The 26,249-nt window shown below is 59.0% G+C and carries 18 protein-coding genes; 4 read left to right on the top strand and 14 right to left on the bottom strand.

Going from position 1 to position 26,249, the window contains the following annotated elements:
• Position 1: 1 nt before the first annotated feature.
• The 10 genes from EQV96_RS18230 to pilM all read right to left on the bottom strand — a co-directional run bounded on the left by EQV96_RS18230 (position 2) and on the right by pilM (position 13,592).
• Complete coding sequence (locus EQV96_RS18230; protein WP_095000853.1) at positions 2–1,420, bottom strand: FAD-dependent oxidoreductase; 1,419 nt, start codon at positions 1,418–1,420, stop codon at positions 2–4.
• A 33-nt stretch (positions 1,421–1,453) separates the two neighbouring features.
• Positions 1,454–5,902 carry a glutamate synthase large subunit gene (gltB, locus tag EQV96_RS18225; protein WP_095001092.1) on the bottom strand — a complete coding sequence of 1,483 codons (4,449 nt, stop codon included), beginning with the start codon at positions 5,900–5,902 and terminating at the stop codon, positions 1,454–1,456.
• Positions 5,903–6,234: 332 nt separating this feature from the next.
• Positions 6,235–7,812 carry an AAA family ATPase gene (locus EQV96_RS18220; protein WP_095000852.1) on the bottom strand — a complete coding sequence of 526 codons (1,578 nt, stop codon included), beginning with the start codon at positions 7,810–7,812 and terminating at the stop codon, positions 6,235–6,237.
• A 10-nt stretch (positions 7,813–7,822) separates the two neighbouring features.
• Positions 7,823–8,923 carry a 3-dehydroquinate synthase gene (gene aroB, locus EQV96_RS18215; protein WP_095000851.1) on the bottom strand — a complete coding sequence of 367 codons (1,101 nt, stop codon included), beginning with the start codon at positions 8,921–8,923 and terminating at the stop codon, positions 7,823–7,825.
• Between the two features lie 130 nt (positions 8,924–9,053).
• Positions 9,054–9,572: a shikimate kinase AroK gene (gene aroK, locus EQV96_RS18210; protein WP_029611693.1), complete on the bottom strand. Its 519-nt coding sequence runs from the start codon at positions 9,570–9,572 to the stop codon at positions 9,054–9,056.
• A gap of 4 nt (positions 9,573–9,576) precedes the next feature.
• Positions 9,577–10,908, bottom strand: a complete 1,332-nt coding sequence (locus tag EQV96_RS18205; protein WP_095000850.1) for a type IV pilus secretin PilQ family protein — start codon at positions 10,906–10,908, stop codon at positions 9,577–9,579.
• A gap of 12 nt (positions 10,909–10,920) precedes the next feature.
• A complete protein-coding gene (locus EQV96_RS18200) occupies positions 10,921–11,415 on the bottom strand; it encodes a pilus assembly protein PilP (protein ID WP_232527659.1) in 495 nt (164 codons plus the stop codon).
• A gap of 37 nt (positions 11,416–11,452) precedes the next feature.
• Complete coding sequence (pilO, locus tag EQV96_RS18195; RefSeq protein ID WP_240055622.1) at positions 11,453–12,067, bottom strand: type 4a pilus biogenesis protein PilO; 615 nt, start codon at positions 12,065–12,067, stop codon at positions 11,453–11,455.
• Complete coding sequence (locus EQV96_RS18190) at positions 12,064–12,630, bottom strand: PilN domain-containing protein (protein ID WP_095000848.1); 567 nt, start codon at positions 12,628–12,630, stop codon at positions 12,064–12,066. Before EQV96_RS18190 ends, pilO begins: the two co-directional genes overlap by 4 nt.
• Complete coding sequence (gene pilM, locus EQV96_RS18185; RefSeq protein WP_095000847.1) at positions 12,630–13,592, bottom strand: type IV pilus assembly protein PilM; 963 nt, start codon at positions 13,590–13,592, stop codon at positions 12,630–12,632. Before pilM ends, EQV96_RS18190 begins: the two co-directional genes overlap by 1 nt.
• Positions 13,593–13,794: 202 nt before the next feature.
• Between pilM and EQV96_RS18180 the strand changes: the two genes are divergently transcribed.
• Entirely contained in the window at positions 13,795–16,221 is a 2,427-nt protein-coding gene (locus EQV96_RS18180) for a penicillin-binding protein 1A (RefSeq protein WP_095000846.1), read from the top strand.
• A 58-nt stretch (positions 16,222–16,279) separates the two neighbouring features.
• Here the strand turns inward: EQV96_RS18180 and EQV96_RS18175 are convergent, their stop codons facing one another.
• The 4 genes from EQV96_RS18175 to rpmE form a co-directional block, all read right to left on the bottom strand.
• Complete coding sequence (locus EQV96_RS18175; RefSeq protein WP_240882227.1) at positions 16,280–18,310, bottom strand: lipase family protein; 2,031 nt, start codon at positions 18,308–18,310, stop codon at positions 16,280–16,282.
• 246 nt (positions 18,311–18,556) lie between these two features.
• Positions 18,557–19,825: a malic enzyme-like NAD(P)-binding protein gene (locus EQV96_RS18170; RefSeq protein WP_095000845.1), complete on the bottom strand. Its 1,269-nt coding sequence runs from the start codon at positions 19,823–19,825 to the stop codon at positions 18,557–18,559.
• Between the two features lie 182 nt (positions 19,826–20,007).
• Entirely contained in the window at positions 20,008–20,835 is an 828-nt protein-coding gene (locus EQV96_RS18165; protein WP_095020158.1) for a thermonuclease family protein, read from the bottom strand.
• A 5-nt stretch (positions 20,836–20,840) separates the two neighbouring features.
• Complete coding sequence (gene rpmE, locus EQV96_RS18160; protein WP_016783180.1) at positions 20,841–21,068, bottom strand: 50S ribosomal protein L31; 228 nt, start codon at positions 21,066–21,068, stop codon at positions 20,841–20,843.
• Between the two features lie 214 nt (positions 21,069–21,282).
• Here rpmE and EQV96_RS18155 point away from each other — a divergent pair, with 214 nt between their 5' ends.
• From EQV96_RS18155 to EQV96_RS18145, 3 genes are all read left to right on the top strand, one after another.
• Positions 21,283–23,502 (top strand): primosomal protein N', encoded by a 2,220-nt coding sequence (locus tag EQV96_RS18155; protein ID WP_095000843.1) that lies wholly within the window; start codon positions 21,283–21,285, stop codon positions 23,500–23,502.
• A gap of 241 nt (positions 23,503–23,743) precedes the next feature.
• Positions 23,744–25,480 carry an arginine--tRNA ligase gene (argS, locus tag EQV96_RS18150; protein ID WP_095017730.1) on the top strand — a complete coding sequence of 579 codons (1,737 nt, stop codon included), beginning with the start codon at positions 23,744–23,746 and terminating at the stop codon, positions 25,478–25,480.
• A gap of 1 nt (position 25,481) precedes the next feature.
• Entirely contained in the window at positions 25,482–26,174 is a 693-nt protein-coding gene (locus tag EQV96_RS18145) for an SPOR domain-containing protein (protein WP_095000840.1), read from the top strand.
• Positions 26,175–26,249 lie beyond the last annotated feature (75 nt).

Raw genomic sequence — 26,249 nt, 5'->3', positions numbered from 1 at the left:
GTTACACGCCCAGGTAATCCATGATCCCTTCAGCCGCAGTACGGCCTTCGAAGATCGCGGTCACTACCAGGTCGGAACCACGCACCATGTCACCACCGGCAAAAATCTTCGGATGGCTGGTCTGATGCTTGAACTGCGACTGCTCTGGCGCAATCACGCGGCCCTGGCTGTCGGTCTGGATCTCGAACTGCTCGAACCACGAGGCCGGGCTCGGACGGAAACCAAAGGCGATAATCACGGCGTCTGCCGGAATGATCTCTTCAGAACCCGGGATCGGCTCCGGGCTACGACGGCCACGGGCATCCGGCTCGCCGAGACGGGTCTCGACCACCTTCACGCCTTCCACTTTGCCTTCACCGACAATGGCGATCGGCTGACGGTTGTAGAGGAACTTAACGCCTTCTTCCTTGGCGTTCTTCACCTCTTTGCGCGAGCCCGGCATGTTGGCTTCGTCACGACGATAGGCACAGGTTACTGATTTGGCGCCCTGGCGAATCGAAGTCCGGTTGCAGTCCATGGCCGTATCGCCGCCACCGAGCACCACAATCTTTTTGCCTTTCATGTCGACGAAATCTTCCGGCGACTTTTCAAAGCCCAGGTTGCGGTTGACGTTGGCAATCAGGAAGTCCAGCGCATCGTGCACGCCCGGCAGGTCTTCACCGGCAAAACCACCTTTCATATAGGTGTAAGTGCCCATGCCCATAAACACGGCGTCGTACTCGGCCAGCAACTGCTCCATGCTGATGTCCTTGCCGATTTCGGTATTGAGGCGGAACTCGATACCCATACCGGTAAACACTTCGCGGCGATGGCTCAGTACGGTTTTTTCCAGCTTGAACTCGGGGATGCCGAAGGTCAGCAGACCACCGATTTCCGGGTTCTTGTCGAACACCACCGGGGTCACTCCGCCACGCACCAGCACGTCGGCACAGCCCAGGCCTGCAGGCCCGGCACCGATAATGGCGACACGCTTGCCGGTGGGCACGACCTTGGACATGTCCGGGCGCCAGCCCATGGCGAATGCCGTATCGGTGATGTATTTCTCCACCGAACCAATGGTCACCGCGCCAAAACCGTCGTTGAGGGTGCAGGCGCCCTCGCACAGACGGTCTTGCGGGCACACCCGCCCGCACACTTCGGGCAGGGTGTTGGTCTGGTGCGACAACTCGGCGGCGGCGAGGATATTGCCCTCGGCCACCAGCTTGAGCCAGTTGGGAATGAAGTTATGCACAGGGCATTTCCATTCACAGTACGGGTTGCCGCAACCCAGGCAGCGGTGGGCCTGTTCGGCCGACTGCTGGGGTTTAAAAGGCTCGTAGATTTCCACGAACTCTTTCTTGCGTTGACGTAACAGTTTCTTCTTCGGATCTTTGCGCCCGACATCGATGAACTGGAAGTCGTTACTCAGACGTTCAGCCATTGTTAAAACCTCATCAAACTCTTCAGGCGCATATCACTGCGGATTGGCACGGATGCTGGAAAGCAACGACTTCAAGCTGGCAGCCTTGGGCTTGACCATCCAGAAACGACGCAGGTAATCATCGAGGTTTTCCGAGAGGTTGCGACCCCACTCGCTGTTGGTTTCCTCAACGTATTCGTCCAGCACGTGTTGCAGGTGATTACGGTAGGCCTCCATCGCTTCGCCACTGATCCGCTGGATTTCCACCAGCTCGTGGTTAACCTTGTCGACGAAGGTGTTGTCCTGATCCAGCACGTAGGCGAAACCGCCGGTCATGCCCGAGCCGAAGTTGTAACCGGTTTTACCCAGCACACAGACAAAACCGCCAGTCATGTATTCGCAGCAGTGATCGCCTGTGCCTTCCACCACGGTGTGGGCACCGGAGTTGCGCACCGCGAAACGCTCGCCCGCAGTGCCCGCTGCAAACAGCTTGCCGCCGGTGGCGCCGTACAGGCAGGTATTGCCGACAATCGCGCTGTCCTGAGTTTTGTAGACGCTGCCTGCAGGCGGGACTATCACCAGCTTGCCGCCGGTCATGCCTTTACCTACGTAGTCGTTGGCATCGCCTTGCAGGTACATGTGCAAGCCACCGGCGTTCCACACACCAAAGCTCTGACCGGCAGTGCCTTTGAAGCGGAAGGTGATCGGTGCCTTGGCCATGCCCTGGTTGCCGTGGGTACGGGCGATTTCACCCGAGATACGCGCACCGATGGAGCGATCGCAGTTGCAGATGTCGAGGTCGAACTCGGCGCCGCTCATGTCGTTGATCGCCGAACGCGCCATGTCGAGCATCTGCTCGGCCAGCAGGCCCTTGTCGAACGGAGGGTTGCGGTCTACCTGGCAGAATTGCGGCTTGTCGGCCGGGATATGGTCACTGCCCAGCAGTGGCGTGAGATCCAGGTTGTGCTGTTTGGCAGTCTCGCCCTGGAGAATTTCCAGCAGGTCGGTACGCCCGATCAGCTCTTCCAGGGTGCGCACACCCAGCTTGGCCAGCCACTCGCGGGTTTCTTCGGCCACATAGGTGAAGAAGTTGACCACCATATCGACGGTGCCGATGTAATGGTTTTTACGCAGCGATTCGTTTTGCGTCGCAACGCCGGTCGCGCAGTTGTTGAGGTGGCAAATACGCAGGTATTTACAGCCCAGGGCGATCATCGGTGCGGTGCCGAAGCCGAAGCTTTCAGCGCCCAGAATTGCTGCCTTGATCACGTCGAGACCGGTTTTCAGGCCACCATCGGTTTGTACCCGCACTTTGCCGCGCAGGTCATTGCCGCGCAGGGTCTGGTGGGTTTCGGCCAAACCGAGCTCCCACGGTGCGCCCGCGTACTTGATGGAGGTCAGCGGTGAAGCGCCGGTGCCACCGTCATAACCGGAGATGGTAATCAAGTCGGCATAGGCCTTGGCCACGCCAGCGGCGATGGTACCTACGCCCGCTTCAGCTACCAGTTTCACCGACACCAGTGCTTTCGGGTTGACTTGTTTCAAGTCAAAGATCAGCTGCGACAAGTCCTCAATGGAGTAGATGTCGTGGTGCGGCGGTGGCGAAATCAGGGTCACACCCGGTACGGCGTAGCGCAGTTTGGCGATCAGGCCGTTGACCTTGCCGCCCGGCAGTTGCCCGCCCTCGCCCGGCTTGGCGCCTTGAGCAACCTTGATTTGCAGCACTTCAGCATTGACCAGGTATTCCGGTGTCACACCGAAACGACCAGTGGCCACTTGCTTGATCTTCGAACTCTTGATGGTGCCGTAACGCGCCGGGTCTTCGCCACCTTCACCGGAGTTGGAGCGTGCGCCCAAGCGGTTCATGGCTTCAGCCAGGGCTTCGTGAGCCTCTGGCGACAAGGCGCCCAGGGAAATACCGGCCGAGTCGAAACGCTTGAGGATCGAGTCCAGCGGTTCGATATCGTCGATCGACAGCGGGGTATCGAGGGTCTTGACCTTGAACAGATCGCGGATCATAGACACTGGACGCTGGTCGACCAGTGCGGTGTATTCCTTGAATTTGCTGTAGTCGCCCTGCTGCACGGCGGCTTGCAGAGTGGCCACCACGTCAGGGTTGTAGGCATGGTATTCACCACCATGCACGTACTTGAGCAGGCCGCCTTGCTGGATGGGCTTGCGCGCACTCCAGGCCTCGGCTGCCAGCAGCTTTTGCTCGGCTTCAAGGTCGACGAAACGTGCGCCCTTGATGCGGCTTGGCACGCCACGGAAGCTCAGTTCGCAAATTTCTTCGGACAGGCCGATGGCTTCGAACAGCTGCGCACCACGGTACGAAGCGATGGTCGATATGCCCATTTTCGAGAGGATCTTGAGCAGACCTTTGGTGATGCCTTTGCGGTAGTTCTTGAACACCTCATAGAGGTCGCCCAGTACTTCACCGGTGCGGATCAGGTCGCCCAGCACTTCGTAGGCCAGGAACGGATAGACCGCCGAGGCACCGAAGCCGATCAGCACCGCAAAGTGATGCGGGTCACGGGCAGTAGCGGTTTCAACCAGAATGTTGCTGTCGCAACGCAGGCCTTTTTCGGTCAGGCGGTGATGCACGGCGCCCACAGCCAAAGAGGCGTGAACCGGCAACTTGCCCGGTGCGATATGACGGTCGCTCAGAACGATCTGGGTGCGACCGGCGCGCGCTGCTTCTTCGGCCTGATCGGCGATATTGCGCACAGCCGCTTCAAGACCGACGCTTTCGTCGTAGTTAAGGTCAATGATCTGACGCTCAAAGCCCGGCAGGTCGAGGTTCATCAGCGAGCGCCATTTTGCAGGCGAGATCACGGGCGAACTGAGAATCACACGGGAAGCGTGCTCAGGGGATTCCTGGAAGATGTTGCGCTCGGCACCGAGGCAGATTTCCAGCGACATGACGATGGCTTCACGCAGCGGGTCGATCGGCGGGTTGGTGACCTGCGCAAACTGCTGGCGGAAGTAATCGTAAGGTGTTCGCACACGCTGGGACAGCACGGCCATTGGCGTGTCGTCCCCCATCGAACCTACGGCTTCGTAGCCTTGCTCGCCCAACGGACGCAGCACCTGGTCGCGCTCTTCGAACGTGACCTGATACATCTTCATGTATTGCTTGAGCTGATCGACGTCGTAAAACGCCGAACCGTGGTCGTTGTCTTCCATGGTCGCCTGAATGCGCAGGGCATTCTTGCGCAGCCATTGCTTGTACGGGTGGCGCGACTTGAGGCGGTTGTCGATCGAGTCAGTGTCCAGCACCTGACCGGTTTCGGTGTCCACGGCCAGGATCTGGCCAGGGCCGACACGGCCTTTGGCGATCACGTCCTCAGGCTTGTAGTCCCATACGCCGATTTCCGAGGCAATGGTGATATAGCCGTTGGTGGTGGTCACCCAGCGCGCAGGGCGCAGGCCGTTACGATCGAGCAGGCAGACCGCGTAGCGACCGTCGGTCATTACCACGCCGGCGGGGCCGTCCCACGGTTCCATGTGCATGGAGTTGTACTCATAGAACGCCCGCAGGTCGGGGTCCATGGTTTCAACGTTCTGCCACGCCGGTGGAATCAGCATGCGTACGCCACGGAACAGGTCGATGCCGCCGGTGACCATCAGCTCCAGCATATTGTCCATGCTGGAGGAGTCCGAACCCACGCGGTTGACCAGCGGGCCGAGTTCGTCGAGGTCACCGATCAGATCGTTGGCAAACTTGGTGCGACGGGCCTGGGCCCAGTTGCGGTTACCGGTGATGGTGTTGATTTCGCCGTTGTGGGCGAGAAAGCGGAATGGCTGAGCCAGCGGCCATTTCGGCAGGGTATTGGTGGAGAAGCGCTGATGGAACACGCAGATTGCGGTTTGCAGGCGCTCATCGCTCAGGTCCGGATAGAAGGCGGTGAGGTCCGCCGGCATCATCAGGCCTTTATAAATGATGGTCTTGTGGGAAAAACTGCAGATGTAGTGATCGCTGTCTGCCGCGTTGGACACCGAGGAACGGCGACGGGCACTGAACAGTTTGATGGCCATGTCCTGATCGCTCAGGCCGTCCCCACCAATAAACACTTGCTCGATCTGCGGCAGACGCTCCAGCGCCAGACGACCCAGAACGCTGGTATCGATGGGCACTTTGCGCCAGCCCACCAGCTGCAGACCAGCGGCAAGGATCTCGCGATTCATGTTGTCGCGGGCCGCCTCGGCCTTGATCGGATCCTGGTTGAAAAACACCATGCCGACCGCGTATTGCTTGGGCAAATCGGTACCGAACTGCTCCTTGGCGGTTGCACGCAGGAACAGGTCAGGCTTTTGAATCAGCAGGCCACAACCGTCACCGGTCTTGCCGTCTGCGTTGATCCCACCGCGGTGGGTCATGCAGGTCAGGGCTTCAATGGCGGTTTGCAGAAGGGTATGACTGGGTTCGCCCTGCATATGGGCAATCAGGCCGAAACCACAGTTATCCTTGAATTCATCGGGGTGGTACAGACCTGCTTTCATAGACACTTTCTCACCAGGCTGCCCCAAAAAGGGGCAAATTTCTTTTAATTCAACCACTTGCTTCCCGCGCTGAACGTACGCCAGCTTGGCAGGGGCAAAAGGGTGGTCATTCTACACACCGTCACAAAGACCCACAAATTAAGCGGCGTTATACCGTAAATTTATGTCGCATTTATGAAAGGTTTAAAGCGATTGCTCGTGCTAGTCAAAACATTTTTGATGTTGACTGCTACACGGCGCAGACACCACAAGGCACACGGCTGTTAAGGCCGCATGCACAAGCAGGAGTTTTGATGGACTAGAACGGCGACCTGGGTAAGGTCGCCGGATCATCAGCGAGCTGCAGCCAGCTCTTTTTGGACGCTGGCGACAGTGCGAGGCCAAGGTTTACCAGCCTGCGTCTTCGCTGGCAAGTTCTTGATTGCTGCAGTTGCTGCAGCATGGCTTGGGAAGTTGCCATAGGTGACGACGTACAGCGGCTTGCCATTCAAGGTTTTCTTGAAGTAACGAGCATCACCGCCCAGTTCTTTGGCGACATTTTGCGCAGACGCTTCAGAGCTGGTGCCGACGATCTGCACCACATAGTTATTGGCAGGCTGGCTGGCGTACCAGCTACCGCCTGGTGCGGCCTTGGCCAGGCTAACCGGCTTCTCGGCCGGTTTGACCACTGGTTTGGCTGCCGGGGCCGGGGCAGGCTTGGCCACTGGCGCAGGCTTGGCCGTGGCCACGGTAGGTGCCGGTGCCGGTGCTGGTGCCGGGCGTGGCGTGGCTACGGGCGCAGGGCCCGCTGGCACGCCAACCGGTGGCGCGGTGGTGGTGACGGTCGGTGGCGAAGCAACGCCGCCGTCGACCGCAGGCACACCGCCATCGTCGCCCTCGGAGATCCCACCGGCCGCTTCAGCCAGCGGACCACGCATCACCGGCTGAGACTGCCCCACCAACGGCAACGGCATCGGCTGCGAAGAACCGGCGAAATCCACCGAAGGCTTGGCCCCGCCATTGGGTGTGGCCTGCCCCAGCTGTGTCTGTTCGGCATCCGGCGCAACAGGCGCCTTGCCACGGCCCGGAATCAAAACGGCAGCAGCGACAGCCACTACCACTACTGCACCAATGGCCAATACGTGTTTCTTCGGCATCTTGAACCCCATACTTGGACGCTTGACCGCTGAGCGGCTGGCAATCATGGCTTCGATCATTGCATCACGGGCGACCTGGTTGATAATCCCGGGCCAGCCTTCAGAGCTCTCGTGTATATCTGAGATCTGCTGAGCGCTAAAGAGTTCGATCCCGCGCCCGGCACCTTCAAGGCGCTGGGCCAGATATTCGCGGGTTTCTTCGAGGTCATAGGGCTGCAGGTCGACCACATGGAAGCGTTCTTCATCAGCGCTCAGCTCCTCAAGACCGGCAATCATCGACGGCTCACCGAACAAGAACACGTGCGGACGCCCCTCTGGCGTACCCGCAGCCAGCGCCAGCAAGGCTTGCAGCGCAGACTCATCGAGCTGTTCGGCATCATCGACCAGCAGGTAGACCTCTTGCCCCGTAAGCGCCAGTTGCACCACTTGCGCCAGAATGGAGCCCACGTCAGGGCGCGCCACATTCAGGGTTTGCGCCACTTGCTGCAGGATACCGGCGGCATTGCCGGCCCCACGCGCCGAGACCACGACACTTTGCACCGACTGCTTGTTGGTACTCGCCACCAACGCCTGGCGCAGCAAGGTTTTGCCGCTGCCCTCAGGCCCGGTGACCACCAGCAGCAACTGGCTGTAGCGGGCAAGGTGATGCAACTGCCCCAGAACCGGCTTGCGCTGGGCCGGGAAAAACTTGAAGCCCGGAACCCGCGGTGCAAAGGGGTCGTGGGTGAGCTGGAAGTGACCGAGGAACGCCTCGTCGGCATGCAAACTAGTCATCGGGATCTTATTAACCTTTAAGCTGAGCCAGCGCGCGGTAATCCGCACCCAGCGTGGCTTGTAGAACCTCTTGTGGATAATCGTCAGTCACTGTGGCTTCGCCCATGCGGCGCAACAGCACCAGACGCATACGACCGTCGATCACTTTTTTATCAACTGCCATGTGTTGCATAAAGTCGGCCGGGGTCATTTCGACGGGCGGCACCACTGGCAAACCGGCACGCTGAAAGATCCGGATACCTCGATCACGCTCGGCATCGGTGATCCAGCCCAGGCGGGCAGACATTTCCAGTGCCATCACGGTGCCCGCAGCGACGGCCTCGCCATGCAGCCACACGCCGTAGCCCATATGGGTTTCGATGGCATGGCCAAAGGTATGCCCCAGGTTGAGCGTTGCACGCACACCCGCTTCGCGCTCATCGGCGCCGACCACTTCAGCCTTGGCCGCGCACGAACGCTGGATCGCGGCAGTCAGGGCCGCCTGGTCCAGGGATCGCAGCGCATCCATGTTGTCTTCAAGCCAGGTCAGGAACGGCTCATCGCATATCAGGCCATATTTGATGACTTCAGCCAGCCCTGCGGACAATTCGCGGGCAGGCAGGGTGTTGAGGGTCTGGGTGTCGATCAGCACAAGGTTGGGCTGATAGAAGGCACCGATCATGTTCTTGCCCAAGGGGTGGTTGATCCCGGTTTTGCCGCCCACGGACGAATCGACCTGGGACAACAAAGTGGTCGGCACCTGGATAAAATCGACTCCGCGCTGGTAACAAGCAGCAGCAAAACCGGCCATGTCACCGACAACACCGCCACCCAACGCTATCACCGTGGTGCGTCGATCATGACGTGCTGTGAGCAGGCCATCGAAAATCAGCTGCAGGGTTTCCCAATTCTTGAACGACTCGCCATCGGGCAGGATGATCGGCAACACCGAGAACTGCGCGAGGCTACGCGTCAAGCGCTCAAGATAGAGTGGCGCGACCGTTGTATTGGTCACAATCGCCACCTGGCGCCCGGCGATATGCGGAGCCAGCAACTGCGGCTGATCCAACAAACCTTCGCCAATATGAATCGGGTAGCTACGCTCGCCTAGATCAACCTTCACTGTCTGCATGAAACCCCGCGTTGAAGCACGGCGCCAGCGCCCTGCTTCGCAATTATCAAGTGATGGCATGCCGTAAAAAGGCATGCTCGGCGCCGAGAATAGCGCATTTCGTATCGCACTTTAATGGTCTGTGCAGCGACTACCGGGGAGGAAGCTGGGCCAGGCGCTCGAGGATATCGAGCACCACCATGCGCGGCGGCCGCTCATCGGTTTCAACCACCAGGTCAGCAATTTCACGATAAAGCGGGTCGCGCACAGCCAGCAGGTCGCGCAGGATTTTTTCCGGGTTGGCATTGCGCAGCAAGGGCCGGTTGCGATCACGGGAGGTGCGCGCCACCTGCTGCTCGATGGAGGCGTGCAAATACACCACGCGCCCACCATTGCGCAGCGCTTGCCGGTTTTCCGGGCGCATGACCGCGCCACCACCGGTGGCCAGCACAATGCCATTTTCATGGCACAGCTCGACAATCATGGCTGTTTCACGATCGCGAAAGCCCGGCTCGCCTTCTTTATCGAAGATCCACGGGATATTGGCACCCGTGCGCACTTCAATTTCCTTATCGGAATCTTTGAACGGCAGGTGCAGCTCTTTGGCCAGCAAACGTCCGATGGTGCTTTTTCCAGCCCCCATTGGCCCAACAAGAATCAAATTTCGCACAGAATCAATGACTCACAGCAATCGCCTGGTTGTTCATGATACGCGGAGTCAGGAACACCAGCAGTTCGGATTTTTTTTCCAGGACAACGTCTCTACGGAAAAGTCGGCCAACATACGGCAGATCGCCTAAAAATGGCACTTTATCTACCACTTTGCTTTGAGTTTTTGAGAACACTCCCCCAATCACGATGGTTTCACCGTCCTTGACCAGCACCTTGGCCCTGACCTCGTTCTTCTTGATGGGCGGTACATCCTGCAGCCTGCTCATGTAATCGGGCTCATCCTTGGTCACTACGACGGCCATGATGACGCTGTTGTCCGGAGTGATTTGCGGCGTCACCTCCAGTGACAATGAGGCTTCCTTGAACGAAACCGATGTAGCCCCGGTTTTGCTGGCCTGCTGGTAAGGAATTTGGGTGCCTTTAAGAATTTTGGCGGTTTCCTTATCCGCAGTAACCACTTTGGGTTGCGAGATAATTTCCCCATTACCGGTTTTTTCCATGGCCGTCAGTTCCAGGTCCAGCAACACATTGTTGGTGATGAAGGCGATGCCCAAGCCCGAGGTATTTCGCGAAACACCCAAATCAACAAAGGGCGCACTAACGTTGCCCGGGGCAGCCCCGGACGCCGCAGGCTGGGTAATACCACCGGCTTTCCAGAGGCCACCATTGTTTAGCGCTCCCCCCCAACGCACACCCAGGCTTTTTTCGAAGTCCACGCCTGCCTCGACAATCCAGGCTTCGATCATCACCTGACGCACTGGCACGTCCAGTTGAGCCACGATGCGCCGCAGCTCCTCCAGCCGTTCACTCGATTCATAAGCAATGATGGTATTGGTGCGTTCATCCACCGTGATCGTGCCCTGCCCCTCGATGCCGGGCTGCCCGCCGGTCACTGACTGGAACAGCATGACGATATCTGCCGCCCTGGCGTAATTGACTTGCACCAACTCCCGACGCAAAGGCGCAGGCTCAGGGCGCTCGCGGGCTGCGATCTCTTCCAGGGGCGCGATCAACAACACATTACCTTCAAGACGCTTGCCCAACCCCTTGCTCTCAAGCACCAGCTCCAGCGCCTGATCCCAAGGCACATCCTGCAAACTGAGGGTTATGCTGCCCTTTACGGTGTCGCTGACCATCAGGTTGAACCCGGTAAAGTCCGCCAGCGATTGCAGTACCGTGCGTACATCAAGATTCTGCACGCTCAGGGACATGGGCTCGCCCACATACTGCGAGCGCTTGACGGATGATGGTGCGGCCTGCCCAGCCGCCAGCATTGACTGCGAATTCAGCGCACTCCATAGCGCCAGTACGCAGACCGGTGAAATCCTTTTCATGGTGTTTATCCGTTAAGACTGTTGATTTAAAGGAATCGTCAGGGACCTTTCCAACCAACCGCCCCGACCATCGGAAATCAGTTCAAATACTTCAATCTGGTGCGCCTGGATCGAAGCAATCTGGCCATTGTTGCGCCCCAGGTAATCCCCCACTTTCAAGCGATGAATAACACCATTGGCCCGCAGCAAGGCATTTGCCTGCGATTCACTGGACAGCATGCCAACCATCTCGAACTGCTCCAGATCAAAGCCTTCCAGAAACTGCCGGGGCCGGTCCGCGTCAAGTTCATCGCCGGCAAGGCTGACCTGCCAACTGCCGTCCCCTCCCCCCCCTATAGCCTGAAAAGGATTGCGCAAACCCATCGATCCATAGGCAAACACAGGCCCGACACTGATCACGGGAAGCGGCTCAATGGCGTTGCTCGCATGCCCCTGCGTAGCCTGTAAATAACTGTGCAGGTCTGCGGTAGTCTGCGGGCTGTCACACCCTGCCAGGCTTGCCAGCAATCCGGCGCCAAACACTCGCAAACAAACACCCATGGGATCAGTCCTTGATCGTGGTTCGGTAGGCCTTTGCCAGCAGCGTCATGCGCAGTTGACCATCACCGGTACCGTTGCTCGGCGCAAGGCTGAGGTCATGCAAGGTGACAATGCGCGGCAGGCTGGCCATGGCGCTGACGAAGAGGCCAAGTTCGTGATAGCCCCCGACGAGGGTCATCTGTAGTGGCAGTTCGGCATAGAACGTTTGCAGGACTTCAGGGAGCCACTGAATGTGCTCGACCAGCAGACCATTGCTCAGACCCAACCGCGAAATCTCATCCAGCAATTCGGGCACTTGTGCCTGAGCGGGGAGTTGTTTGAGCAACGCACTGAACCCGGCTTCCAGCCTGTGAACTTGCATCACATAAGCATCCAGATTGGCAACCTGTGCGACCCTGGATTCAAACTCCGCCTTCAGCGTGGTTTGAGTCTCGTGCAACTGTTGCAGCCGGGAAGAAGGCAGTTGAAGCAGCAGCGCATGACCCGACACCAGCACCAGGCCCAGCCACACCAGAGCCACGGTTGTTTTGCGGGCTGGCGACCAGGCGCCCATGTTACCCGGGGCCAGTTCGCGCAGGTCGAAATTGCGCAGGCTAACGAGCCAGTGCGCAGGTATCACAATGCCCCCCCGGAAGGGGTATGTCGGGCCTCACGCACCGTCATCTGAAACAGGCGCTCCTGCCCGCCAGCCTGGGCAGGGTCTGCCTTGACGTCATTGAGTTGCGGCGTATCCAGCCAGTGCGAAGCATCGAGATTTCGCATCAGCTGGGCGACAAGGTTGTTGGACTGGGCAATCCCCGTGATGACAATGGTGCCCTCGGTCATTTTCACGTCGGTGAAATGCACACCTTCCGGCAAGCTGCGCGCCAATTGTTCCAAAATGATCCCGCTGCTCGAGCGGCTGCTCTGCAACATGCCTATGGTTTGCATGCGTTCAAGCAATTGCTCCCGGCGCACTTTCAACTGGTCGATCTGCTCCGCACGCCCATCCAGCTGGAACGTGGTACTGCGGATCAGGTCATTGCGCTCCATCTGCTCCTCTACCAAGGTGTCGATAAAGTGGTCAGCAGCAAACAGGCCGGCCACCGCCAGCAAAGACAGGGCCACCAGCACCATCAAAAAACGTTTGCGCCGCTTTTCACGCAACAACGCGCGCCAGGGCAACAAATTGATTCTCGCCATTAATCAAACCCCCTCAAGGCCAGACCGCAGGCAGTCAACAACACAGGGGCATCGCAAAGCAAGGCTTCAGGGGTGAGTGAGGGATCGAGGTCCATCAGCGCAAACGGGTTGGCGATGCGTGTCGGTGTGCCAAGACGGGATTCAACCCGCTGAGCCAGCAGCGGATCCATGGCAGCCTCACCGGCCAATACGATCAGGCCGATCCGCCCATCAACTCCGGAGTCGGCAAACAGCCCAAGCTCTCGCTCCAGCTCTTCGACAATCGTGGTTTTGAATGCTTGCGCCCCTGCAGTGGCCTGCCCGCAAAGCAGCTCCCGGACGTAAATGACCTGACCCTGCTGCACGATGCTCAGCAGGATTGTATGGGGTGCAAAATCGACCACTGCCACGGCCCCGTTCAGTGCCTGGCCTGCAGTCATTGCCTCAACGCCCCGCACCAGGGCATGAGCCTGCACGGCAACCACCCGCGGGACCAATCCCGCACCGGTCAAGACCGAACAATGCCACTCCAGCGCTTCCTGGCGGCACGCCACCATCAGCACGCGGGCCGGCCCGGTATGGTTCGACGGGTGATCCTGGAGCTCAAAATCCAGTGCCATGTCATCCAGTGCATAAGGTATGTACTGCTCAGCCTCAAACCGCACATGAAACTCAAGCTCGACTTCGCTCAAGCCTGCCTCCACCTCCAGGCTTTTGCAGATAACCTGACCATCGGGCATCGCGATAATGGCGTCCCTGGCGATTACCTGGGCCTTTTCCAGCGCCCTGAGAAGCACTGGGACGACACTTTTGGCCTCTGCGCCGGTCTGATCATTCACAAGCCCGGCTGGCAGGGGTTCCATGGCATAGGACTGTAGCTTGAACCGGCCCTGTGAACGGCTCAGCTCGACGAGCTTGATCGACTGCTGGCCGATTTGTACGCCGACACAGCGCTGACGTGTTTGAGGAAATAATCCGGGCACCTTTGTTTTCCCTAATGCAATCCGTAACTTACGGAGGGTAAAAAATGAGATCCGTTCAAAACCTGTTCTGACATGCGGCTCATGACGTTCATGAGCGAAAAATGCTTATAATGCCGGGCGTTTTTTCCGTATCGTCGACCCGGCGCAACTGCGCACTACCCTGACGTGCAAACCCATTTCTTGATCTGGAAATCCAAAAGCCTTGATTCGTCTGCTGAAGTTTTTCGGGTGGTCTTTCGTTGCCGTGTTCTGCGGGCTGTTGCTCGTGTTGAGCGGCGCGTTTCTCTATCTTAGTCCTGGCTTGCCGTCTGTAGAGTCGTTGAGAAGCATCCAGTTGCAGATTCCTTTGCGGGTCTACACCAGCGACGGAAAGTTGATCGCAGAGTTTGGCGAAATGCGCCGCTCACCGATCAAGTTCGCCGACATTCCGCCCAATTTCATCAATGCCCTGCTTTCTGCAGAAGATGACAATTTCGCCAATCATTACGGGGTCGACCCCAGCAGCCTGATGCGTGCCGCTACCCAGTTGGTAAAAAGCGGACACATACAATCAGGTGGCAGCACCATCACCATGCAGGTGGCGAAGAACTATTTCCTCTCCAGCGAGCGAAGCTTTTCGCGCAAGACCAACGAAATCCTGCTGGCTCTCGAAATTGAACGCGAGCTGACCAAGGACGAGATCCTTGAGTTGTACGTGAACAAGATTTACCTGGGCAACCGCGCTTACGGTATCGAATCCGCAGCTCAGGTTTACTACGGCAAATCGATCCGCGACCTGAGCCTGGCGCAGATGGCGATGATCGCCGGCCTGCCCAAAGCCCCTTCACGGTTTAACCCGCTGGCCAACCCGGTGCGCAGCAAAGAGCGCCGCGACTGGATCCTGGGGCGTATGTACAAGCTGGGTAAAATCGATCAGGCCAGCTATCAAGCGGCGATCGCCGAGCCGGTCAACGCCAGCTATCACGTGCCAACGCCGGAAGTGAGCGCCCCCTACATCGCCGAAATGGCCCGTGCCGAAATGGTCGGCCGTTATGGCAGCGAGGCGTACACCGAAGGCTTCCGTGTGACTACCACGGTGCCGAGTGACCTTCAGGAACTGGCCAACACCGCCGTTCATGAAGGCCTGATTGCCTACGACCAGCGTCACGGCTACCGTGGCCCCGAGTCACGCCTGCCGGGCAAGACCCTGGCCGTATGGACTCAGGAACTGGCCAAGCAGCGCCCGATCAGCGGTCTTGAACCGGCCATCGTGACCCAGGTCGACAAGGACGGCATTCAAGTACTGACTCGCACCGGTGAGGCGCACGTCGCCTGGAACACCATGAAATGGGCACGCAAGTTCCTCAACACCAACAGCATGGGGCCGATGCCCAAACAGCCTTCGGATGTCGCCCAGGTCGGTGATCTGATTCGCGTACAACCGCAGACCGACGGCAGCTACAAATTCAGCCAGGTGCCCACCGTGCAAGGCGCACTGGTATCCCTGGATCCGGACAACGGCGCCATTCGCGCGCTGGTGGGCGGTTTCGCCTTTGAGCAAAGCAACTACAACCGGGCGATGCAGGCCAAGCGCCAACCGGGCTCCAGTTTCAAACCGTTCATCTACAGCGCCGCACTGGATAATGGCTACACCGCCGCCACCCTGGTCAACGACGCACCCATCGTGTTTGTCGATGAATATCTGGACAAGGTCTGGCGCCCGAAGAACGACACCAACACCTTCCTCGGCCCGATCCGCGTGCGTGAAGCACTGTACAAGTCGCGCAACCTGGTCTCCATCCGCTTGCTGCAAAGCCTGGGTGTCGACCGCACCGTCGACTACATCAGCAAGTTCGGTTTCAACAAACAGGACTTGCCGCGCAACCTGTCGCTGGCCCTGGGTACTGCCACCCTGACGCCAATGGAGATTGCCACCGGCTGGAGTACATTCGCCAACGGCGGCTACAAGATCACGCCGTATCTGATCGACAAAATCGAAAGCCGCAATGGCGAGACCCTGTTCGTGGCCAACCCGCCAAGCGTGCCTAAAGCCGACAGCAAGGATGTGCCGCCTGAAGCCGCAGCGCTGACCGTTGACACCATCAATGCCGCACCGGGCCTGCCCACTGTCGAGACGCAAGCAGTAGCCGAGCGGATTGTCGACGGGCGCACCACGTACATCCTCACCAGCATGCTGCAGGACGTGATCAAGCTCGGCACCGGCCGCCGCGCCCTGGCGCTGGGCCGCACCGATCTGGCAGGTAAAACCGGTACGACCAACGAATCCAAGGATGCGTGGTTCTCAGGATACAACGCCGACTATGTGACCACTGTTTGGACCGGTTTCGACCAGCCCGAAAGCCTGGGCCGTCGCGAATACGGCGGCACCGTCGCGCTGCCGATCTGGATGACGTACATGGGGGGCGCGCTCAAAGACAAGCCTGCGCATACGCAGCCAGAACCCGAAGGCATCCTCAGCTTGCGGATTGATCCGTCCAGCGGCCGTATCGCGTCTCCAGGCACGCCTGGCGCCTACTTTGAACTGTTCAAGAGCGAAGACACACCGCCCACCAACAGCGAACTGGGCAACAACGTAGCACCGGGCAGCCCGCTGCCGGCAGATGACGGCGCCCCAATAGACCTGTTCTGATCAACAGGGCTGCACGTTGCAGAGCGCCCGAGCGCTTGCAACGTGCAGCCTGGCAGGCTCAAGCAAGCAGGTGATCCACAGGCACACCCCCTGCAAACAGCTCATCGATCGGCGCCATCGCCAGTTGATCGATACGCGTGCTCTCGCTGTGAGACTCCCAGCGCTCCAGACTTTCAGCCAGCACACCGGGCTGTTGCGCATACTGCCCATACACATCTGCCCGGGTCGGCACCCGAAACCTCAGCAGGTACAAGCGCTTGCGGGTTTTATGGACATTGCTCATTTCGCGCATGAGCAGGTTCATGGCTTCTACCTGCTCTTCAAACGTACCGCCCGCACAGGTCATTACCTCACGGTACTTAACCCGCAGTTGCTGCGCGACGTGTTCAAGCGCCTGATCCACGAACAACACCTCACGCTCGGTCACCAGTGAACACCGGGCCTGCAGCGCTTGCTGGCTGCGGCGCAAAACCGCCCAGCAACTGGGAATATAACTGTCGATCATAAACGGCTGGCCTGCATCGACCCGTGGCTTGAGCCCACCCTCTGATTCGGGTGCTGCACTGTTTTGCTCAAGTACCGCATGGCTGACGGCATGCTGGGTGATCGTCTTGCTAAGCGGATCCCACAGGACATGCGACCTCATCTCCTGAGCAAACTCCAGCGGCATAAAGTGGCGCAAGGTTCCGTGATGCTGATAAGGCTCTGCGAGCAAACGGCTCAGGCCCGCCACAAACACGCCAAAACCTGCGGGTACGTTCACGAAACTGAGTACCGTGCCTGCACAACAGGCCGACAATGGGCGGTTCATCCAGCTGCCGGGCACCCCGGGGACAGGATCGTTATGGTTAACCATGCGCTGATGCACCAGCCCCTGTGCCGCGCGAACAAAGGTTGCGTCCGCTGCGCGAGGGGCTCCGTACGTGTAGAGCTGCACCTCACAGGCCCTCAGCTGGATCAACATTTGGGCAAGGATCAAACCGATAGCCCCGCCCTGGCTGTGTCCGCAAATCAGTACGGCTTGCCCCCAGTGGAACTTGTCCATGTACCTGTCAACAAGCTCGTAAGCCTGCCTGGCGGCGTCGTAAAAACCGCCATGTACCTGGCCCTCACCCTCTTCAAAGGGTACTTGAGGGGCCTCTGCATCCTGTGACAAATCAGACCAGGTACAGGTGCTATGAACGGCAACCAAGACAACTTTATCGTTATGGCTCACAAAAACTTGTGCACCTGCGCCTTGAGCCCCAAAACGGATATCTCCGCGATAATGCACTGAAGACGGAGTTTCCTGAGCCATTCCGCAAAGCGGGTCATTGGCCGGGTACAGCACGGGGTCGAAAGGCACAATTTCCAAACGCGCCGAATACGGCACATCTTCATATAAAGGGTAATAGGACTTTGCCTGTTCCGGGCTGGCCCGCCAGCCCATCATGCTTGCCTCCCCAAAGGGATCTTGCACACGCGACATGCGGGCCGGCCCAGCAAATGAGCAGTTGCCCAGGGTGGCCATCAACGCCAATTGATAGAGATTGAGCGCACAAAACTGCGGGTCCGTGGACAGCAGCGGGCACAAGGCCCGCAAGGGACGCACCTGCAGCACCGTATGACGCCCCTCTGCAATATGCACACCGAGCGGGCCACGCTCGACCGGGAACAGGCTCCCGGCCTCAGGCGGCAAATGAGAAACATGCTCGACCAGATGCCGCACTTCAATCTGGTAATAGTCACTGTCGGGATCAATGCATGGCGGCTTGCTCTGCGGGCGCGCACCGCTCCTGTCGAGGAAGCGGGTGCGCTCCGCCCTGACCTGAAGCTCGGTAATCTTGAGAGGGTAATGCGTTCGACCCATCAACCGCGAATACAGGCCATTGCTGGCGTCATGCAACTGCCTGAACATAAGCGCAAATGGCCCTTCAACGCCCTTGCGCACCCTGCCAACCCCCGAGGCATCCAGACGACCGCCGTGCCGTCTACCTCGCTGATCAACCAGCTCAAAGGCCAGCCCTGCATAGGCGGTACTCACCCCCTGGTCGTCAATCAGTTGAAAGCGGGTCTGACTGTAACGGCTTTGACGAAGGCGAGTGAACATCCGTGATTCCTATAAAACGTCCTATAAAACAGAGGGCACACTTCAGAATTCTTCAGAATTCAGAACAGGCTCCCCTCGGAACAAAGGAATGAAATTAACGGAGGCTCGAAAAAATTAATGTAAGACAATTCCTATTTTGTAGAAGGGTTAGGCTTATTTTGTAGATCCTTTCGTGCCCGTTTCGCAAAAAACAAAAAAGCCCCGACGCTTTACAGCGCCGGGGCTTTTTTATGACGCTACACAGCCTTAGCCGTTGAAGACGTCATCCACGCTTTTGAGCGGGTAGTTTTTCGGGTATGGCAGGGTTGCAACACCGGTCTCGATGGCAGCCTTGGCCACTGCATCGGAGATCAGAGTGATCAGGCGTGCATCCATTGGTTTCGGGATGATGTATTCACGACCGAATTCCAGCTTGATACCGCCGTAAGCGTCACACACTTCTTGTGGCACTGGCAGTTTGGCCAGTTCACGCAATGCGTTGGCTGCAGCGATTTTCATTTCTTCGTTGATGCGCTTGGCGCGAACGTCCAGGGCACCACGGAAGATGAAAGGGAAGCCCAGCACGTTATTGACCTGGTTCGGGTAGTCCGAACGGCCAGTGGCCATGATCACGTCGTTACGGGTGGCGTGAGCCAGCTCCGGGGAGATTTCCGGATCCGGGTTCGAGCACGCGAACACGATCGGGTTAGGCGCCATGCGCAGCAAGTCTTCAGCGCTCAGCAGGTTCGGACCCGACAGGCCAACGAACACGTCTGCGCCGTCCATGGCATCAGCCAGGGTGCGCTTCTCGGTAGCATGGGCGAATGCCGACTTGTACTGGTTCAGGTCGTCACGGCCGGAGTGGATCACACCGGTACGGTCGATCATGTAGATGTTTTCGATGGTTGCGCCCATGCTCACCAGCAATTTCATGCAGGAGATGGCAGCAGCACCGGCGCCCAGGCAAACGATCTTGGCTTGCGCCAGGGTTTTGCCAGCGATTTCCAGGGCGTTGATCATGCCGGCCGCGGTCACGATAGCGGTGCCGTGCTGGTCATCATGGAATACAGGGATATCGCACTGCTCGATCAGAGCACGTTCGATCTCAAAGCACTCAGGTGCCTTGATGTCTTCGAGGTTGATGCCGCCGAAGGTGATGGAGATGCGTTTTACGGTGTCGATGAAAGCCTGTGGGCTCTCGGAATCAACTTCGATGTCGAAAACATCGATACCGGCAAAGCGCTTGAACAACACGCCTTTGCCTTCCATAACAGGTTTGGAGGCCAATGGGCCGAGATTACCCAGGCCCAGGATAGCGGTGCCATCAGAGATCACGGCTACCAGGTTGCCCTTGCCGGTGTACTTGTAGGCCAGTTCAGGGTCGCGGGCGATTTCGCGCACTGGTTCGGCTACACCCGGGCTGTATGCCAGCGCTAGATCGCGGGCAGTAGCGGTAGGTTTGGTAAGCTCGACACTCAGTTTGCCTGGACGTGGCTGGGCATGGTATTCGAGAGCGGCAGTTTTCAAATCAGACATGTGGGCATTCCGCTTTTTTTGCTGTTGGACAGACGAATCGCCGAGCATACGCGTGTCGCAAAGTCCCGACAAGACTGACCAGTCAGCAGTGTCAAGGCCTTTACCTTACGACTTTGGCCCAAGAGCCGCGCCCCATAAGGGCTGGAGTGTCCACAATCTGTATTTAAAATTGTCTACAATTTTTAGCGGGCAATGACTTTAAGCATTCCCGGATGAGTTAAAGGCAACATCCAGCGTGCCTGCCCGGCCTTCACGCCTGCACGCTGCGAACGATCCAGAACCCAACCTCTGGCCTCGACTTGCGCACCTTGCAACCTGGCCAGTTGCTTTTGATCGAAAGTGGGCAATTGCCTGAGCGCAATGTTCAACACCAGGCCGCCTTGCAGGTCGATCCAGAGCCCGCCCTGATTGCGCCGGACCTGACTGACCGTGCCACTCACCAGGGCGAAACCCGAGCGACGGATTTGTTGCGGCGCCAGCACCGGCGACTGCCGCCAAAGGCCCAGACGAGCCTTGCGCGCACTGCGCTCGGCGGCTTGCTGACAGTCAAGCAGCGCTACATTCGGCGCGATAGCCACCTGAAATCCCAGGCCGTCAGCCAGCAATCGGGCTTCAAGGTTGCTGCCATCGGCACCAAATACATGGGCCAGGGTGCGACCATAACGATCCCGGGCCTGTTTACCTGGCAGCAACCCGACACGGCCATCGCTCTGCGCCACCAGCGTTTGCAGGCGCTTGCGCGCCGCCTCGGCAAAGGGCTCGGCGGGCCGGCCTTTTTTGCCCGTCTCCGGGGCATTGAGGCCGATCATGCGCACGCTGCGGCCATCCTTGAGACGCAGGGTGTCGCCATCGGTCACCCGCTCCACCGTGGCGTAGGCCACAGCCCCTGGCGCCGGGCACAGCGGCGCGGCCGAAACACTGGCCAGCCAAATCGCAGGCACAAAAAAGGCGCCCGCAAGGGACGCCTTTTTCAATAACCTGGCCAGACCCAAAAGCCTGCCCATGGTCATGCGCCTTACTCGGCGGCTTTTTTCGTAGCGCCGAAAGCACCGAAACGAGTTTTGAAGCGATCAACACGACCGCCAACGTCCAGAGTTTTCTGCTTACCGGTGTAGAACGGGTGGCACTCGTTGCATACGTCGGTGCCCAGTGGCTTGCACAGGTTCGAACGAGTTTCGAACTTGTTGCCGCAGCTGCAAGTTACCAGGATTGTTTCGTACGCTGGATGGATATCGGCTTTCATGGGGTATTCCTCTAGCGTGCCGCCACTCAACACCATTGTTGAATACCGCACGTAAAATTAGGGCGCCGATAATACCAGACCTTTGCATTGACGCAAGCGGCAAAGCATGATCCGCCTGCAAGTTTCACAGTTCATTGACCTGCCTTTTAGTCCCGCGCGGCGTTGTCTGCTAGGCTCCGGGCCATCTTTGCCGTTCATCACTTGAGAGCCCCGCGTGCCCGACGCCATTTTGCGCCTTGCCCTGCCTTCCCCCTTGCGCCGCCTGTTTGATTACCGGGCGCCTGCTGGCGTGCTGCGCAGTCAATTACAGCCCGGCATGCGCCTGCGGGTACCGTTCGGACGACGGGAGATGATTGGCATACTGGTCGAGGTGGTCGACCACAGCGAAGTACCAGCCGAAAAGCTCAAGCCCGCCATCGCCCTGCTCGACGCCACGCCGCCGCTGCCCGCCTCTTTATTCAAGCTGTGCCTGTGGACGTCGCAGTACTACCAGCACAGCCTGGGCGACACCCTGAGCTGGGCGTTGCCAGTATTGCTGCGCCAGGGTGAGCTGGCCGAAACGCGCCAGGAACGATTCTGGCAGATTGCCCCGGGCGCCCGGCTTGACGACCCCCGTGTTGCCCGCGCTCCACGCCAGCGTGAAGCACTGGCCACCCTCGCCCAGCACCCCCACGGCGTGGCGCATCAACTGTTAAGCAAGTTGATGCTGAGCAAGGACAGCCTCGACCTGCTGCTGGCCAAGGAGCTGGTCACTGTCGAGATTCGCCGCCATGCACCCAGTGAGCGCCATGAACATTGGCTGGCTCAGCCCGAGTTGCCGCTCAACGACGAGCAACGCGCTGCCTACGAAGCGATTCGCGCAGGTTTCGACCACTTCCATGCCTTCCTGCTGGCCGGGGTCACTGGCAGCGGCAAGACCGAAGTGTATTTGCAATTGATCCGTGAAACCCTCCAGGCCGGCAAGCAGGCGCTGGTGCTGATCCCGGAAATCAACCTGGGTCCGCAAACCCTGGCCCGCTTCGAACAACGCTTCAATGCCCGTATTGCGCTGGTGCATTCTGCGGTCAATGACCGCGAGCGCCTGGAAAGCTGGCTGGCAGCCCGTGATGGCGAAGCCGACATTATTATTGGCACGCGTTCAGCGCTGTTCACCCCGATGAAAAACCCGGGGCTGATCATTATCGACGAAGAGCACGACGGCTCTTATAAACAGCAGGAAGGTTTGCGCTACCACGCCCGCGACCTGGCACTGGTGCGTGCCCGGCAGGAAAATATCCCCATCGTACTCGGCTCCGCAACGCCATCACTGGAAAGCCTGCACAACGCCTACACCGGCCGTTACGGCTTGCTGCGCCTGAACGAACGTGCTGGCGGGGCCAAACAGCCTCGTTTTCTGCGCCTGGATGTGAAAAGCCGTCCCCTGGACAGCGGCATTTCCGGGCCGATGCAACAGGCCATCGGCCAAACCCTCGCTGCAGGCCAGCAAGTACTGGTGTTTTTGAACCGTCGAGGCTTCGCGCCGACATTGCTGTGCCATGACTGTGGCTGGATGTCTGAATGCCAGCGCTGCGATGCGCGCATGACCGTTCATCAGCGCTCTGGCGAGCTACGCTGCCATCACTGCGGCTACGTCGAGCGCGTTCCGCGCAACTGCCCGCAATGCGGCAAAGTCGACCTGCGGCCAGTAGGTGCCGGGACTGAGCGCGCCGAAGAGCGGCTGGGGATTCTGTTCCCCGACTACCCGGTACTGCGGGTAGATCGAGACAGTACCTCGCGCAAGGACGCGATGAACCAACTGTTTGCCACGATCCAGAAGGGCCAGCCGTGCATACTGATCGGCACACAAATGCTCGCCAAAGGCCATCACTTCCCCCGGGTGACGCTGGTATCGATCCTGGATGCCGATGGCGGCCTGTTCTCCGGCGACTTCCGCGCCAGCGAGCGCATGGCCCAGCTGATCGTTCAGGTCGCGGGCCGGGCCGGCCGGGCTGAAGAGCCGGGCAAGGTGATTATCCAGACCCATCTGGCCGACCACCCGCTGCTGATCCAACTGACCGAGCAGGGTTACTTCGCCTTCGCCGAACAGGCCCTGAGCGAACGCCGGGCGGCAGGGCTGCCGCCTTTCGCCCATCTGGCGCTGCTGCGCGCAGAAGCCCACAAACCGGGACAAGCCGAAGGTTTTCTGGATGAAGCCTGCAGCGAGGCTGAACGCCTGCTGGGTGAGCTGAACCTGGGGGGTATCGAGTTGCTCGGCCCCGTGCCTGCGCCAATGGAGCGCAGGGCCGGACGCTATCGTGCTCAACTACTATTACAGGCCAATGCCCGTGCACCGCTGCATCGTTTACTGAGCCAATGGCTGCTGGTCCTTGAGCAAATGCCCAGCGGTCGTCAGGTGCGCTGGTCGCTGGACGTGGACCCGGTAGACCTTTATTGAGTCACCTCATGACCCCGTGGGAGCGGGCTTGCTCGCGATGCAGACGACGCGGTACAACTTGAAAACCGCAGCGATGCCATCGCGAGCAAGCTCGCGCCCACCGTTTTGACGTAATAACCGAACACCGCAGATCCATAACCCGCCTGCTAAGGTTGGCAAGGCCGACCTTGCAACGGATAATACCCAGTTTTTCCACCTGCGCACTGAAGCGCTACCGCGCTTGCGGTCGAAAGAGAAGACCATGAAAGACACCATTCGCCAGCTTATTCAACAAGCCCTAGCTCAACTCGTCACAGAAGGTGTGTTGCCTGAAGGCCTGACGCCAGCGATTCAGGTGGAAAACGCCCGTGACAAAACCCACGGCGACTTCGCCAGCAACATCGCCATGATGCTGGCCAAGCCTGCGGGTATGAAACCCCGTGATCTGGCTGAAAAAATCATCGCGGCACTGCCCGCCGATGAGCAGATCAGCAAAACCGAAATCGCCGGCCCTGGCTTCCTGAATTTCTTCCAGAACACCCAGGCCCTGGCTTCGCGCCTCGACGCGGCCCTGGCTGACGAGAAAATCGGTGTACGCAAGGCCACCCCGGCCATGCGTACCGTGATCGACATGTCCGCGCCCAACCTGGCCAAAGAAATGCATGTGGGCCACTTGCGCTCCACCATCATTGGCGATGGCGTGGCCCGTGTACTGGAATTCCTCGGCGACGAGGTGATTCGCCAAAACCACGTAGGCGACTGGGGCACCCAGTTCGGCATGCTGATGGCCTATCTGGAAGAAAACCCGATCACCAGCGACGAGCTGTCCGATCTGGAAAACTTCTACCGCGCCGCGAAAAAACGCTTTGACGAGTCCCCGGAGTTCGCCGACCGTGCCCGTAGCCTGGTGGTCAAGCTGCAAGCCGGTGACCCGGACTGCCTGGCACTGTGGACCAAGTTCAAAGACATCTCACTGTCGCACTGCCAGAAAATCTACGAGCAGTTGAACGTTAAACTGACCATGGCTGACGTAATGGGCGAAAGCGCCTACAACGACGACCTGATCAACGTGGTCAACGACCTCAAGGCCAAGGGCATGCTGGTCGAGAGCAACGGCGCCCAGTGCGTGTTCCTCGACGAGTTCAAGAATGCCGAAGGCGAACCGCTGCCCGTCATCATCGTCAAAGCTGACGGCGGCTATCTATACGCCACCACTGACTTGGCAGCCATCCGCTATCGCAGCGGCGTATTGAAAGCCGATCGCGCCCTGTACTTCGTCGATCAGCGCCAGGCCCTGCACTTCCAGCAGGTGTTTGCGGTTGCGCGCAAGGCCGGTTTCATCACCCATCCGATGGAAATGGAACACATGGGCTTCGGCACCATGAACGGCGCCGATGGCCGTCCATTCAAGACCCGTGATGGCGGTACGGTTAAACTCATTGACCTGCTCAACGAAGCCAAAGAACGTGCCTACACGTTGGTTAAAGAGAAAAACCCGGAGTTGCCTGAAGACGAACTGCGTGCCATCGCCAAAGTTGTCGGCATTGGCGCGGTGAAATACGCCGACCTGTCCAAGCACCGCACCAGCGACTACAGCTTCAACTTCGACTTGATGCTGAACTTTGAAGGCAATACCGCACCTTACCTGCTGTACGCCTACACCCGCGTTGCGGGCGTGTTCCGCAAACTGGGCAAGGGCTTTGAAGAAGTGCAGGGCCAGATCGTGCTTGAAGCCCCGCAAGAACAGGAACTGGCTGCCAAGCTGGCGCAGTTCGGCGAGGTGCTGAACAACGTGGCCGAAAAAGGCACGCCTCATACCCTCTGTACTTACCTGTACGAAGTGGCCGGCCTGTTCTCCAGCTTTTACGAGAACTGCCCGATCCTGAGCGCCGAAGACGAAGCACAGAAACAGAGTCGCTTGCGTCTGGCGGCACTGGCAGGCCGTACCCTCAAGCAAGGCCTGGAACTGCTGGGTCTGGAAACCCTGGAGCGCATGTAAGTTGGCCGCCAAGAAGAAACCAGTACCCAAGCGTGGTGCCAGCCGGTATCAGGCGCCCGCCAAAAAGCCGATCCCGGGCTGGCTATGGATGGCCATCGGCCTGACCGTGGGCGCCTTTATCGTGTTTCTGATGAAGCTCGAACCCGGCCAGGGTGATGACGTCAAACGGGTCAAGCAGGAGCAGCAGAAAGCCACGAAAGTGGCCGAAGCCAACAAGACCGCGCCGAGCCCGACTCAGCCGGCCAAGCCCAAGTACGACTTCTATACCTTGCTGCCCGAGTCTGAAGTGCTCGTGCCGCCAGAAGCCGTGCCCGAGAAGACCCTGCCTACACCACAAACCGCGCCGCTGGCACCGGTAACACCGGCTGAAGCAGCCAAAATCGACACCGCCCGCGCCCAGGCAGCCTTGAGCGGAATCACTCCGCCTCCAGCGCCACCTGTCGTCAAGGCGGCACCGGTTACCAAGTTCTTCCTGCAAGCGGGCTCGTTCCGCAAACAGGCCGATGCCGAAAAAGTACGCGCGCAAATCATCCTGCTGGGCCAGACCGCTACGGTTGAAGCCGGCACGGTGAAAGACGAAACCTGGTACCGGGTGCTGGTTGGCCCGTTCAGCAATCGCGACCAGTTGACGGTGGCCCAAAAGCAATTGGCGGGCGGCGGTTTCAACAACCTGTTGTTGCAACAGCGCCGCTGACAGCAGCCGCTCCCACGGGATTACGCTACACCCTGTGGGAGCGGGCTTGCTCGCGATGGCATCACCGCGATCAGC

This window comes from Pseudomonas sp. TMW22080, assembly GCF_022496745.1.
Taxonomy (GTDB): Bacteria; Pseudomonadota; Gammaproteobacteria; order Pseudomonadales; family Pseudomonadaceae; genus Aquipseudomonas; species Aquipseudomonas bubulae.
The sequence above is the reverse complement of the archived record's forward strand: the minus strand, read 5'-3'. Positions and strand labels throughout refer to the sequence as shown.